We start from the raw sequence: 14,465 nt of genomic DNA, 5'->3' as shown, positions 1-14,465 counted from the left end.
ACGTATGCAAATATATACTTCATTATACAGGCGCAAAGGATAAAAGACTTATATTTGTGACGAAATTGAACTTTACTTCAGACATGTATTAAATAATAAAGACCGGCACGGTATATGGAAAACAAAACACAGACATGGAAGCTTCTTGCTTTCTTGGGAGTAATGCTTCTTTTGTCTGATACGATATACGCCCAGCAATGGACATCCGATTATTCTTCGGAAACAAAACGAGACACAGTCTCATTTGCACATCGCTTCATCCACAGATTAGGCGTAGAAGGTCGTATGGGCTACATATTCCCCACCAACCCTTTCCTGGAAGGCTACAACCGTAGTGGCAAGACCATGAACGACACCTATTCCGGCCATCTGAAGTATTCGTTCCAAGTCCGCCCCAACACCGCCGCCGACCGTGCTTACATAGGTGCTTACCAAGGCATCGGATTAGGTTATTTCGACTTCGAGAACAAGCAGGAACTGGGAAACCCCATTGCCCTCTACCTGTTCCAGGGAGGACGTCTTGCCCAACTCACCCCTCGTCTGTCGCTCAACTACGAATGGAACTTCGGAGCCTCCTTCAACTGGAAGCCTTACGAGGATTATGAAAATCCGGAGAACACGATCATCGGCTCGAAAACAAATGCCTTCCTCAATGTCAACCTTTACTTGAACTGGGCAGTTTCCCCAAAAATCGACTTGATAGTGGGAGCTACCGGAAGTCACTTCTCCAACGGAAATACCCAGTACCCCAATTCGGGTCTGAATACAATTGACTGCAAAGTGGGTCTGGTCTATAACTTCAACCGGCGGGCAGACGAATTGGGCAAATCCTGGCAGCGTCCTATCCCCCCGCCCTTTCCGCGCCACATCAGCTACGACCTGACGTTCTTCGGTTCCTGGCGCAAGAAGGCTGTGGACTTCGGCGGTGGACAAGTACCTGCACCGGGCACTTACACCGTAGCAGGTTTCAGCTTTGCACCGATGTACAACTTAGGCTATAAATTTCGTGCCGGTGTAGCCTTGGATGGAGTATACGACCACAGTGCGAACATTGAAGCGGTATACAACGGAATGGATGACTTTTCCTCCCCTTCTGCCATCAAGCAGATGGCCTTAGGCTTATCCGCCCGCGGAGAGTTCGTAATGCCCTACTTCACCGTAGGCATCGGCCTTGGAGCCAATGTACTGCATAGCGGAGGCGACCTCAAATCTTTCTACCAGATACTGGCATTGAAGATAGACGTCACCCGCAACTCCTATCTTCACATCGGATATAACCTCAGGGAATTTCATGAGCCTAATTACCTGATGCTGGGTCTAGGCTTCCGGTTCAATAACAAGCGCCCCAAGCTATACTAAACGGTTCAAGGAGCATGGCTTACCCAAACTCTTCGACCGCTCTTTCCAGTCTGCTCAGAGTCAATTCTCCCGACTGCCTCCACAACTGCTCTCCTTTTCTGAAAAGGATAAATGTAGGGGTTACTTCGATTGTATAGAAATCAGCGAGGTCGCTTTCCTGATCTACATCCACTTGTACCACCTCAAGTGTTCCTTCCATCGCCTTCTTAAATTTTTCTACCACCGGCTGCATACGTTTGCAATGAGGGCACCACGTTGCATAAAACTCAGCCATTACCCAATCAGCATTAGCCAACTTCTCCCGGTTTCTCTCCTCACGAGCAACTTTCTTCTCTTCCATATCATTCTTGTTTAAGTTAATAGTTGGAATTTCAACAATACGAAGAGAAGAAAGGTTTACGGTATAAAGGACAATTTGAAGTCTGAATATACCCCGGATCTTGCAACTGTACAGAAGTTCTTTTGGATTGATAGCTTTACCGGTTTACATCTTGGTTTACACGAGTGCTGCAAATCATATCTAAAATGAGCATAATTTAGAAGCGCTATGGAGTATTTTGAATGATTTCTGAAATCATTGCTACAATGATCTCTGAAATTATTACTGCAATGATTTCTGAAATCATTGCAGTAATAAGATGAAGGAAAAAACATACATAGAACTGCGCTAATTCCCAGACTATGAATATATGGTAAGTCCATAAAAGAATAAAGCCCCGTAAACTTGTCGTTTACAGAGCTTTAAACAGTACTCGAAGCGGGACTTGAACCCGCACAGCCGCAATGGCCAAAGGATTTTAAGTCCCCCACACATTCCACCATTCTCGCTTTGCAACAGCCTATTATAAAGCTATAAATCTGCGATTTATGCAATGTACACTTCTATATCTTACACTCTGATTCTATCTTGGTTTAACTATTGGTTTAACTCTGAGACTTAACCCAAGAAATATTCAACATTTAATTTTTATTCATTATATAGCCAATAAAGCGACACTGAATTACTTCAATGCCGCCTTATATCTGCTCATATTAAAACTCAAATCCGATTTTAGCTGTGATACCGCCTATATTGCTGATTTCTTTATCACTGTTAGCATATATAGGGCTATCCACTTTCTGATAGGTGTAACCCACTTTCAGATATACAGATAAGCATTTATAGAAATTATAGTTAACTCCCACACTCGGACTTAGATATACTCCCTTAGCATCCAGTACGGAGTAGCCTGCCTTTACGTCAATGAATGGAGCAACCTTAGTCTGCATAAGATTGGCTTTCACATCCAAATACAACGGCATATAAGTCATTTCTGCATCCGAAGATGTAAAGTGAAATCCTAATCCTGCACCGACAAACAAATAGGGATTGAATTGATACCCGTGTGTGGTAGAAAACTCGGTGGCGTGTAATGCTGTCTCATCAAGGTGGAATGTTCGTCCTCCTTCAATCATACCTCTATACCCGTTCTGTGCACTGCATATAGATGCAGTCATTGCGATAACTAATACCGCTAATAATCTTAATGTCTTCATAAGTTAATAATATAAGTGCATCCCTGCTGCTTAGGGTTGCAACGTGAAATATATGTAAGGCAGCATCCTATTAATAGGCTTACATATCATTAATAAAGTAGTTGTAAGTAGTAAACTATATATCCGTTTCTTATCCAATATATTACGCTAACTTGTTCCCGAATGTTAGCTGTTAATAAATAGAGAGGCGTGGGAACTATTGAATATTACTGCATTGAGGCTCTCGACTGCCCTTCTTCAAGTAATAAACAATAGCCCACGCCAAACGTTATATAGTCCACTTAGTAAAGCGGGTATATAGCATTGACGTGAGCGTTCTTGTCTATTATCCTTGAAGAATGAAATTGTCGAGATTCCAATGCAGGATAATATGTCAAACGCTCTTCGTTAACTAATAAGTCCTTCCAGTCCCCTATCTCTTTAGAGGCTTGGAATTGCTGCAAAGTTACTAAATTACGTTTGATTGACAAGAACTATTGTTTATTAATAGTTGAGAATAGTCTCCCGTTGATAAATCAAGGTTAGGAGGAAATTCTAACTCGGTCTATATATACAGAATTTTAAAGATTTCCTCCCAACTAAAGTAATCAGAGTTTAGCAAGTAACCTGCTTACTTGTACCTTCTGAAACTTGCAACCTCGTGAAGTAACAAAACCTTGTGCGTTGAGTAGGTCTGCCATTTCGGATAAGGTCTTACCTTCCATTGATAACGAGCGTAGCAAAGCGATTGCCCGCATATTATTGGGGTTACTATCCGCTTTCAATCTATTGGTACGGTTACTATTAGCGATAGCCTCTTTATGCTTGTTCATCAAGTTATCCGATTTACCCAGTTTCATCCCTCGTGCCTTCTTAGCTTGCAATGACTGCCTTGTGCGTTGACTGATTAACCCTGCTTCATATTCAGCGATACTACTGATAATGTGGAGTATCAAGCGGTTAGCTTGCGGGAAATCACAAAAGGTAATCTCCACATCACTCTCCAATAACTTGGAAGTGAACGCCACATTACGGCTCAATCGGTCTAACTTCGCCACAATAAGAATAGAATTGGTCTTACGGCACATTATCAACGCTTCTTGCAATTTAGGTCTATCCGTCCTCTTACCGCTTTCAGTCTCGACAAATTCATGTAGGATAACTCCCTCTTTAATGAAGTTATGAATAATCTCTCTTTGAGCCTCAACTCCAAGACCGCTTCTTTCCTGCTTCATGGTTGATTGGCGTAAATACGCTATGTATGTCTTCATCGTTTACATATTTTAAGAGTGGTTACACGAGCTAAACGAACGTTCAATTCATGTAACACTCTGATTAATAACTAAAGTCCGTCATATTTCGAGACTTCCTTACCTATCCATATAATCCACCAAATTATCAATGCCACCGCAAATAACGGACACAGTAATACGATAGCAAATGCCGCTGCAAGCGAGAGTATAAAGTAGAATACATCTTTCATAATGCCATGAATTAACGGTTTAACGTACCTTCATCCGTAAGGAGAGTGCTTTCATCGTAACAATGTTCCTTCAATAATTTGTAAGTGTCCTCACTATGCGCTATGTAGTAGCGTTCGGATGCCTTAACTTTAGGTTGATAAGTGAGTTTTACCTCACTAACTCGGAGTAATCTTTGCCCTTCCATAAATTGAACTGTTTTAAATGTTGTTTCTTATATCACCCCACTGGAGGGGTCATGAGAGGATGTCAAGTCACGTTTACGTGACGTATTTATGGATGAGGCTCTGAGTTCTTGAATAGAAAAACGCTATACCTTTTTCTGCGTTGAATTGGATAGGTGGGGGTATCTGTAATGAAGTACCCGTTATATTATGTGTGGCTCTTTCCCGTATATCCTAATCTCCTATATTGGATGGCATTAATAATGAAGTGGCTCTGATATGCGCCACAATCTTACAAGTTATATCCGTTTCATTTTACGGAGTTCCAAATATGTAGTATCTTTAAGGTGGGTAAGGGAAGTTAGTAATGTCAGTCTCTTAGGCTTGCAATTCGGATATATAATGCAGTTTACCGTTACCGTATTTATAAGGTATCAGCAAATCGAACTTCCACTTTCAAATCGGGTATATAATTGCAGTCACTTATCAACTTGCTTATAAGCTATCCTATTACCGACTTCATTTGATAGATATAGCTGCCCGTAGATAACTCTGCCATAATACACAGATTACTTGCCATTAATCAATCGCCTATGATAATGAATGAAATGTTTAGTTATGAAGAATTGAGAGATATAGCTATAAAAGCGGGTGTATCTGATAATCGGGTTCATATTGGAGTATGGGCACGGTTATCGGGGTTCACCAAGATACGTAAACAGATTAACCACGTTAGAAAGACTTATTACACAAAATTACCATGCGAATAGAAATTCCAGTATTCCCCGAAGCGACAACCATAGTTACAGATAACGTAATTCACGAGATAGTTCACGAAAACCACCAATATGTAATAGACAGCCCTAAATTGATACCCCGTAAAGACGTACCATTCCGTAAGCCCAGTTCCAAGAAGGGGAACGCTAAATTAGCCCCACGTAAGGGGAACGGAGTTCAATCAGAGAAAAAGAATCAAGGTTAAGATGCCTCTAAGCTCAAAGTTTCCAATACAATATATGTTCATTCTTTAAAGTAAGGAAAGTTTACTATCTTTGCATAATCAAGTAAGGGAAGTAGAGAGAGTATCATTCAAGAGGATAAATCGCTCAATTATTGCAATAATCACTAGATATGTATTAATCGAAGGAAGTAATAGAGCCAGATTCCAGTCTGGTTTTATTATTCTCCCACTTGTCTAATTTATTGACCTTGACTCCCTTAGTATATAGATTGAATCTAGCAAAAAACTGGACACCACATTTCAGATAGTTTCTTCATTAACACTTATCTAATTTTAAATTGAATGAGAAGAGAATTGATTTCTATTCCAGAAGGTATCAAGTACCTCACAGACCTAGATGAATTTGAACTTCCAAATGGAGTATGCAACAAAAAGATACCCGGTTGTGGAGCAACCACAGTAGCACTTATAGATAATCATAAGACCATTATATGCAGTCCTAGAAACGAACTCCTAAAGAACAAGCACGCCCAATATTCAAACTCCTTACTTGTTGTTGGCGGTGTATATCAAGATGAGATTGACAGATATATACAGGATACTGATATTCCTAAAATTTTGGTTTCTTATGATTCCATGTATAAGTTGATTGGATGTATCAAAGATAAATCGGAGTGGAGAGTGGTAGTAGATGAGTTTCAATGTTTGTTGAGTGATAGTAGCTTCAAATCAGAGACGGAGTTTCATTTTCTGAATCACTTGAAAGCCTTCCCATACATTACATATCTTTCTGCAACTCCAATTCTTGACAAGTATCTAGAGCAGATAGATTTTTTCAATGATATACCTTATTATGAATTGCAATGGAAGGAGATAGAGACAGTACAGTTAATAAGATATAAGAATCCCAAGCCTATTAATATAGCCATCAACATTGTGCGAATGTATCAGGCAAAAAATTATCCTTCAATAGTGATTGACAATAAAGTACATCAATCTATAGAGTGCGTAATTTTCCTGAATAGCGTAACCAATATCTTAAACATCATCAAGCATACGGAATTAAGACCAGAGGACGTAAATATCATTGTAGGAAGTACCGATGACAACGACAAACTAATCAAGAAGATTGGAGCAGGTTTCAGCAGAGGGAGAATACCGTTGAAGGGTGAACCGCATAAACAGTTTACCTTTTGTACTTCCACTGCCTATGCGGGTTGCGATTTCTATTCTGAAAGCGCAGCATCGTTCGTTATTAGTGATTGTACCCGAATTAACACTTCCATAGACATATCCACCGACCTTGTTCAGATTGCAGGTCGGCAAAGATTGGATTCCAATCCATTCAGGAAATATCTTACCTTCATATATAATACCAGCGTAGAGGAAATTTCGGGCATAGAGTTTTACCAAGCATTAGAGGGTAAGGTTGCCGTTACCAATATGGAAGTGAAATCGAACAACAATGAAGCAGAGCCGTTGAAGCAGAAACGCATCAAGGACTGGAACAAAATGCCAATGTCATTACGTTATCAGGATTCATACACTATGTATGATGAACATTCCCAGCAATTTGTTTTCAATAGACTAGCTTACGTAAATGAACAGTTCTGCTTCGATTTACAGAAACATAATTATCAGAATGGAATCATCATCAGGAAGCAGTTGGATGACAATCACTTTGATACTTCTGTAAACCAAGAGTATATATCCTATCAGGAACAGTTGAAGCACCTGATTAAGAAGGAGGATTTCTCGGAGAGGATGAAATATTATTGTGAGTACAAGGATAAGGGTAATTTGATACTGGACGTATATGCAAACACCTTGCAATCCAAATACCCTGAATTGGAGTATTACTACAATACTCTGGGAAGTTCCAGAATCAAGGCGTTAAGTTATAAGGAGTGTAACCTTAAAAATGAGATAAGCATAATGAACTCAAAGAGCCGTATTCTCTATGAACTTGGTAAAGTCATCAAGAGAGGGGAACGGATAACGAACCCTGCATTGAAAGCATTACTGCAATCTATCTATGATAAATTGCGATTCAAGAAAACAGCCCATGCGACCGATATACTTGAATACTTTCCCGATTCTTTGTCAGGTCAGAAAGTGGTAACTCCTGAAGGTCGTAGAAACGGGTGGGAGATTAGATAAAAAGAAACCCCTGCTAGATAACTCTGGCAGGGGCGAATTCTTTACTTGTGAATCTGTATCAATCAGACGGGGTTAATTTCTCTATGCAATCTCCGCTTCCTCTTTCAAGGTTCTTATGACTTCAAGCATGAGCGCCTGAATACATGCTGTTTTTTCGCCGCATTTAGTATGCTCTAATTGAAGTTTCTCCTCTGCTTTAATTTCAGCTAAGGCTGCTAAAACTAGGCCATAACTGCTGTTGTTAATACAGTAATTAATAGCGTTGACCGAATATCCCTGACCTGCAATCTTCACTCCGAAAGCCTCTACCGCAGCTTTGTAAAGTGCAACGGCTTGCGTAGGAGTGCGTTTAGGGGTAATTAGGGAATCGTTTATACCAAGTGCTTTGGCATGTAGCAGTGAGTTTGACACCTGAATACCGAAATATTTCTGGGCAACAGTGCCGGACACCTTATATAGGTTACAGAACCCTCTGATTGCAATCAGTATATCATCGTTAGTGACTATACCTCCCCAACCGAGCCACTCTATTTTGTTCGGGGTTCTAGAGTAATAGGCGGAAGTCGCCACCCTTTGATAAGCATCTGCAAACGACTTGCATTCATCCACAATAACCGCATTTAGTGGCTCTTCAACTTCTCCCAACAACTGGAAGTTATCAGCCTTATCCAAGTACAGCATGAGGGGTATTTCGCAGTCGAAATCATCAGGTATCTGATTACCCGCATAGTCAAACAGCGGATATTGCTCTCCCTCCAATGTCTTCACATCAACAAAGGAAAAGACAGTAGGAAGAATCTTACTTCTATCCAATGCATTGTGAATACTATCATTCCCAAATGACTTGCGTCCCATTGAGAACTCTGAGAATACAGGAATTATTTCCTGCTCTTTACCGTCAGCCATGATAGTGACGGTCATTACAAACAGAGGATTCTCCTCTGTCTTTAGATTCCGATTCTTCATAAATTTTAATTGTTTTAAAATTTAAAATAACCAGAATCACCGCCAAGTATTGCAATCGCAATCGAGACGGAATATTATGGTTGTCACGCTAATACAGTACATCAAGTTAAAGAGCTCTCGTTGCGGAGTTGCAACGGTACAAAGATAGGTACATTTTTGTTACATACAATAGGGAGCGCCAAGAAATACCGATAATCCTGAAGCAACAGTTAATATATGTATTAATCCGCTAATATCAGCAAATGGATTTCAGTAAGAAATGCCACCCCATTATACAACAGAGTGGCATTATAAATTAAAGTAAGTGCTTCATAGCATCATCAAGTTGCTTATTCTCAAAACTATCCAAGTAAATCTGTGTTACCCGTTCAGAACTATGCCCCAAAGATTCACTGATTACAGAAGTCGAAACTCCCGAACGTTTCAAGACCGTAGCATAAGAATGACGAGCAACATAACTGGAAATCTTCAACTCAATCCCCAATTCCTTCCCAATATCTTCCAAATGTCCATTCACATTGGCTAATACGTCATATATTCGATTCCTTATTTGTCGTGGAGTTCGCTCTCTATTATCCAGTATCGGAAATATATATTTACACTGTGGAGAGCGATAACGGCCCGCTATTTCCATAGCCTTCTCCTGCAATGGTAACATTATCAACTTCTTCGTTTTCTGACGAACATACACTAAACGCTCACCTTCAAAGTTCTTATCAGTAAGAAGTGCCATATCAGTAAAGTTGATACCGCCCATCAAATAAGAGAACGTAAACATATCAACTGCCAACCTCTTATAGAAACGTGCTCCTGACACATCATATTCAATAACCTGCTTCACCTGCTCTTTTGTTATGGCGCGCTTGGCAGTCTCTTTATGCAATTTAGACACCTTATACTTCTTGAATGGATAACAATCAGCCTTTACCACCCCCTCAGTCAGAGCCAAATTATAGACTGCTCGTAGCGTTCTGAAACGGATGCCAATCGTATTATCTTCCAACTTGCAGCATCTCAACCACGATTCATACGTTTTCAGCCAGTTCACATCTATTTCAGAGAAAAACACATCCGAATGTCCCTTGAATTTTAACAGAGAATTACGGACTTGCTGCACAGATAACGCATACCCCAACCTGCCTTCATCTTTAAGTTGAGTTATATACTCTTCAAACATATCATTAACAGTTTTACTCTTACGTATCGGGGCAACTGCTTCAACCAGAGTAGTAGGAGAATATTCCCGTTGCTCCGTAGAAAATTCAAGTATCTGCTCTGAATACTTCTGTTCCTGCTCATTAATAACCTTGATTATCTGTTCCCGATTAGGGCAATTACGTTTAGGCTTGTTCTTCTCAAAGTCCCAATATTTGGGATTTACAGAGATTCCAAGACCGATATACTTCTTCTTACCGCCTTTACACACGCGTAACATGATTGGATGTTCACCATTACTAAGAGTTTTAGACCTGTAACACAATACATTAACAGTAGCTTTCATTACAATTTCGGTTTAACTCTTGGTTTAACTCTCGGTTTAACTCAGTAGCCCAAATCCGGTAGAATCTGTATCATTTAATGAAGAAAGCAAGGAAGTTTCATAAAAGAATAAAGCCCCGTAAACACTTGATTTACAGAGCTTTAAACAGTACTCGAAGCGGGACTTGAACCCGCACAGCCGCAATGGCCAAAGGATTTTAAGTCCTTCGTGTCTACCATTCCACCATTCGAGCATCCTCAAAGAAAGAAGAAAAAAGAAAGAGCGGAAAACGAGACTCGAACTCGCGACCCCAACCTTGGCAAGGTTGTGCTCTACCAACTGAGCTATTTCCGCATTTGAGGAACGGGTGCAAAGATAAACAGTTTTCCCGTTCCTGCCAAATATTTCTTTTAAAAAGTATCGTACTCGAAGCGGGACTTGAACCCGCAACTCTTTTATCTGCCGAGCAATTCTTTCTCTGCAACCTCCATCGTCTCGAAGTTAAAATCATCTACAACCTTCTGCATCAATGCAGTAATCGCATCATTACAAAGATTTCCGATGCTTCCCTCATGGGTGTGATGAACTTCTTTACTATGCGAGAAATTTCCAGCCTCTATATCCAATCCCACCTTCTTATAAGCATCACGGAAAGGCATCCCTTCGCGTGCAAGGCGGTTCACTTCCTCTACACTGAAGATAAGCAGATACTTGTCATCATCAAGGATGTGCTCATTCACCTTAATCTCGTTCATGATGTAAGTCGTCATCTGCAAACAGTCTTTCAGTTCCTGGAAGGCAGGAAGGAAGACTTCCTTGATAATCTGCAAGTCACGGAAATAACCGGAAGGCAGATTATTGGCAATCATCATTATCTGCTGGGGCAGGGATTGAAGTTTGTTGCATTTAGCACGCGTCAGTTCAAAGACATCCGGATTCTTTTTATGTGGCATGATGCTGGAACCGGTAGTACAATCATCCGGCAACTTAACAAAACCAAAGTTTTGGCTATTGAACATACATGCATCGAATGCCAGCTTGGAGATGGTACCGGCTATGCTGGCAAGGGCAAATGCTACGTTGCGCTCCATCTTGCCGCGTCCCATCTGGGCATACACAACATTATAATTCAGCGAGTCGAAACCCAGAAGGCGGGTCGTCATCGTACGGTTCAATGGGAAAGAAGAGCCATATCCGGCAGCCGACCCCAAAGGATTGCGGTTACACATCCTGAATGCAGCCTGCAGGAACAACATGTCATCTACCAAACTCTCGGCATAAGCGCCGAACCACAGTCCGAAAGAAGAAGGCATTGCTATCTGCAAGTGGGTATAACCGGGCATCAGTACACTCTTATACCGCTCGCTTTGCATAATAAGTACATGAAACAGCTGTTCCACAGCTTCAGCAATTTCTTTGATTTCGGCACGGGTAAAGAGTTTCAAGTCGAGCAGCACCTGGTCGTTACGCGAACGTCCGCTATGAATCTTCTTGCCCACATCACCCAGCTTGCGCGTCAGCATAAGTTCTACCTGCGAATGTACATCTTCGACTCCTTCTTCTATCACGAACTCTCCGCGTTCTGCCGTTGCATAGATATTCTTCAACTCGGCAAGCAGTTGTTCCAATTCTTCTTTTGTCAGCAGGCCGATACTCTGAAGCATTGTGATATGCGCCATAGAGCCCAGCACATCGTGCTTTGCCAAATAGAGATCCATTTCACGGTCGCGTCCCACCGTAAAGCGTTCAATATCCTTATTTACTTGAACGGATTTTTCCCAAAGTTTCTGAGCCATAAATCGAGTTATAACTTATTAGTATTGTATCATTGCCAGCATGTCTGCCATCTTCTCAAGTCCCTCCTGTAAAGGCTTCTGCACCATGGTCTTCATAAACGGATTGATATCCAGCCCGATAGTCAGCTTCATCTTGCATTCGATATCAGTGACGGGTACAATCTGTATCCACAGGTTGAAAGGTAGCGGCGAAGTGGTTGTTTCGAACTTGATGCATTTACACGGTTCTCTTTCTATGATCTGCAAGGTGATTTTCCCTACAGGAGCCACTTCTATGCTTATGCTTTCCGAGTCAAAGCTCAAATTCTTCACTTTATCCTCGGGCAGGCGGTCTTTTACTTTCTCCAGGTTGCTCAAGTCAGACAATTTCTCATAGACAGCCTCTTGTGAAGCAGGAATAACCTTTACTCCACTTTCAAATTTCGTCATATTTCAATCGGATTAAAAAGACAAAAGAACTACCCGGACAGAATCTGTCCGAATGGCTCTTTCATCATACTATATTATTAACAAGAATACGTTTTATTTACCAGCATCCCAATGAGCCGGATCTTTGCGCCATTCATTCAGCGTCTCTACATCTTCTTCCTCAATGTATCCCGTACGCAGTGCTACTTCCATAACAGCTTCGTAGTTGGTCAATGTCAGCAAGGGTACTTTTGCATCCTTGAACGCTTTCTCGGCAACCGGGAAACCATACGTATAGGCAGCAACCATACCGATTACTTCGCAGCCATCACGACGAATGGCTTCGACAGCCTTCAGACTGCTTCCTCCCGTAGAGATCAAGTCTTCTACTACTACAACTTTCATACCGGGGCGAAGTTCACCTTCAATCAGATTCTCCAATCCATGGTCTTTCGGAGTGGAGCGTACATATACAAACGGCAAGTTCAATGCATCGGCCACCAAGGCTCCCTGCGGGATAGCTCCCGTAGCCACACCAGCAATAGCATCGACCTGTCCGAAACGTTCCAATATCAAACGCGTAATTTCAATTTTCACAAAATTACGGAGGGAAGGATAAGAAAGGGTTTTGCGGTTATCACAATAAAATGGAGACTTCCATCCAGATGCCCAAGTAAACGGGTTAGCCGGTTGTAGTTTAATCGCTTTTATCTTCAGCAACTTTTCAGCAAACAATCTTTCTAAAGTTTTCATAGCAAAACTAACTATTATGATAAATATGGCACAAAAATACAGAAACAGAACGAGAATAAAAAAGAGAATGCCAATAATTTTTCATTCGGAGTAATCATTTTCATCAGAAACGTCTATACAACGACGTATATCTTTCATTTCGAAACCCCGGCTCAACGCAAAACGTATCAATTTTCCGTTCAGTTCATATTCCGTGTCGGCATGGATGCTTTTCCGTTTTGCGGTTAACAATCCACGCAGAATGGAGAGATATTCCTCTTCATCAATTTCATTCAGAAAAGACCAGTAGACAGACGAAGAAATCTTCTTCAGCTGCAGGGCTTGCCCTATTTTCATTTTACCCCATTTGGCAAAACGGTATTTATCATTGATAAAAGCACGGCAGAAGCGCTCTTCATCAATATACTTTTCTTGTTCCAGACGGGCTATGATACGGTCTATGGCATCATAGGCGACGCTCCATCGTTGCAGTTTTTCTGCAATCTCCGCCCGGCAATGCTCGGCAGTAGAGCAATAGGCTGCCACGCGGCTCAGAGCTTCTGTTTCGGTTATTTCTGTCATCGTTCTGCAATTACATACCGGTCGTTGCCGGAAATATCTTTTAGAATATAGGCATCGGCATATCCCTGTTCACGAAGCATCATGACAATAGCTTCACCAAATGCCCGGTTTATTTCAAAATAAAGTTTGCCGCCGGCCACCAGCATCTTCAGCCCTAACTCACCGATACGACGATAGAAGCGGAGCGGATCTGCATCTGGAACAAATAAAGCCGAAAAAGGTTCCCAATCCAGTACATTTCGTTCCATTTCCTGCTTTTCTGCTTCCGTAACATACGGCGGATTACTGACAATCACGTCGTAACAATCATCCGGAGCCGGTTGGTAAGCCAGCACGTCGCACTGCAAAAAATGGACGGAAGCCTGCAATAGTTCGTTGTTGCTACGGGCTATGGCAAGGGCATCTTGGGATATATCCCAAGCCATGACCTGTGCCGTTGGCAGTTCTTTCGACAAAGTAACCGCTATACAGCCACTACCGGTGCCAATATCAAGGATGCGGGAAGCCGGAGAAATTTCTTTCAAGATCCTTTCTACCAATTCTTCCGTTTCAGGACGGGGAATCAATACCCCCGGAGCCACCCGGAAACTCCGGCCCCAAAAACGGGCTACACCTTGTATATATTGTATCGGTTCAAAATTGCACAGCCGGGCGAGAATGGTTTCCAATTCCTTTTCATCTTTTGGGGATAAAATCATATCTTTGCCCAGATAATAATCAACGGCACTCTGCCCTAACATTTCACAGCAGATAATGCGGGAAAGGTTGGCGGCTTCTTGTACAGGATAAGACCTCTGCAAAGTGCTGCGGATATGAGAAACGGTTACATTCATTGTTTACTGGTAGCTTTCGGGCTGCAAA

The 14,465-nt window shown here is 41.6% G+C and carries 13 protein-coding genes and 2 tRNA genes; 2 read left to right on the top strand and 13 right to left on the bottom strand.

The features are described from left to right. The first annotated feature begins 114 nt into the window (after positions 1–114). On the top strand, positions 115–1,359 hold the full coding sequence (locus tag AAE250_RS02420) for an acyloxyacyl hydrolase (protein WP_294596662.1): 1,245 nt from the start codon (positions 115–117) through the stop codon (positions 1,357–1,359). Positions 1,360–1,378: 19 nt separating this feature from the next. On the opposite strand, the gene AAE250_RS02415 is transcribed toward AAE250_RS02420, so the two are convergent. The 4 genes from AAE250_RS02415 to AAE250_RS02400 form a co-directional block, all read right to left on the bottom strand. Continuing rightward, a complete protein-coding gene (locus AAE250_RS02415) occupies positions 1,379–1,720 on the bottom strand; it encodes a thioredoxin family protein (protein ID WP_294596929.1) in 342 nt (113 codons plus the stop codon). Between the two features lie 671 nt (positions 1,721–2,391). After that, positions 2,392–2,895, bottom strand: a complete 504-nt coding sequence (locus tag AAE250_RS02410) for a hypothetical protein (RefSeq protein WP_294596267.1) — start codon at positions 2,893–2,895, stop codon at positions 2,392–2,394. Positions 2,896–3,482: 587 nt separating this feature from the next. Beyond that, positions 3,483–4,145: a recombinase family protein gene (locus AAE250_RS02405; RefSeq protein WP_294596665.1), complete on the bottom strand. Its 663-nt coding sequence runs from the start codon at positions 4,143–4,145 to the stop codon at positions 3,483–3,485. A 71-nt stretch (positions 4,146–4,216) separates the two neighbouring features. Then, entirely contained in the window at positions 4,217–4,357 is a 141-nt protein-coding gene (locus AAE250_RS02400; RefSeq protein WP_342288626.1) for a hypothetical protein, read from the bottom strand. Between the two features lie 1,465 nt (positions 4,358–5,822). Between AAE250_RS02400 and AAE250_RS02395 the strand changes: the two genes are divergently transcribed. Continuing rightward, positions 5,823–7,640 (top strand): DEAD/DEAH box helicase family protein, encoded by a 1,818-nt coding sequence (locus tag AAE250_RS02395; RefSeq protein WP_294596667.1) that lies wholly within the window; start codon positions 5,823–5,825, stop codon positions 7,638–7,640. An 81-nt stretch (positions 7,641–7,721) separates the two neighbouring features. Here AAE250_RS02395 and AAE250_RS02390 read toward each other — a convergent pair whose 3' ends face one another. The 9 genes from AAE250_RS02390 to prmC all read right to left on the bottom strand — a co-directional run bounded on the left by AAE250_RS02390 (position 7,722) and on the right by prmC (position 14,437). Beyond that, positions 7,722–8,606: a hypothetical protein gene (locus tag AAE250_RS02390; RefSeq protein ID WP_294596670.1), complete on the bottom strand. Its 885-nt coding sequence runs from the start codon at positions 8,604–8,606 to the stop codon at positions 7,722–7,724. Between the two features lie 295 nt (positions 8,607–8,901). Further along, positions 8,902–10,107, bottom strand: a complete 1,206-nt coding sequence (locus AAE250_RS02385; RefSeq protein WP_294596672.1) for a site-specific integrase — start codon at positions 10,105–10,107, stop codon at positions 8,902–8,904. A 148-nt stretch (positions 10,108–10,255) separates the two neighbouring features. Continuing rightward, a tRNA-Leu gene (locus AAE250_RS02380) sits at positions 10,256–10,339 on the bottom strand. Positions 10,340–10,367: 28 nt separating this feature from the next. Then, positions 10,368–10,440: transfer RNA gene (locus AAE250_RS02375), tRNA-Gly, on the bottom strand. 101 nt (positions 10,441–10,541) lie between these two features. Beyond that, positions 10,542–11,882: an argininosuccinate lyase gene (gene argH / locus AAE250_RS02370; RefSeq protein WP_294596674.1), complete on the bottom strand. Its 1,341-nt coding sequence runs from the start codon at positions 11,880–11,882 to the stop codon at positions 10,542–10,544. Between the two features lie 18 nt (positions 11,883–11,900). Beyond that, a complete protein-coding gene (locus AAE250_RS02365; protein ID WP_294596676.1) occupies positions 11,901–12,311 on the bottom strand; it encodes an SRPBCC family protein in 411 nt (136 codons plus the stop codon). A gap of 93 nt (positions 12,312–12,404) precedes the next feature. Next, positions 12,405–13,043: an orotate phosphoribosyltransferase gene (gene pyrE / locus AAE250_RS02360; protein WP_294596678.1), complete on the bottom strand. Its 639-nt coding sequence runs from the start codon at positions 13,041–13,043 to the stop codon at positions 12,405–12,407. An 81-nt stretch (positions 13,044–13,124) separates the two neighbouring features. Next, positions 13,125–13,604, bottom strand: coding sequence for a regulatory protein RecX (locus tag AAE250_RS02355; RefSeq protein ID WP_294596681.1), 480 nt, complete (start codon positions 13,602–13,604; stop codon positions 13,125–13,127). Continuing rightward, entirely contained in the window at positions 13,601–14,437 is an 837-nt protein-coding gene (prmC, locus tag AAE250_RS02350; protein WP_294596683.1) for a peptide chain release factor N(5)-glutamine methyltransferase, read from the bottom strand. Before prmC ends, AAE250_RS02355 begins: the two co-directional genes overlap by 4 nt. Positions 14,438–14,465 lie beyond the last annotated feature (28 nt).

The organism is Bacteroides sp. GD17, assembly GCF_038448625.1.
Lineage (GTDB): Bacteria > Bacteroidota > Bacteroidia > Bacteroidales > Bacteroidaceae > Bacteroides.
Note: the sequence above shows the minus strand (reverse complement) of the source record. Positions and strands in the feature narration are given on the sequence as shown.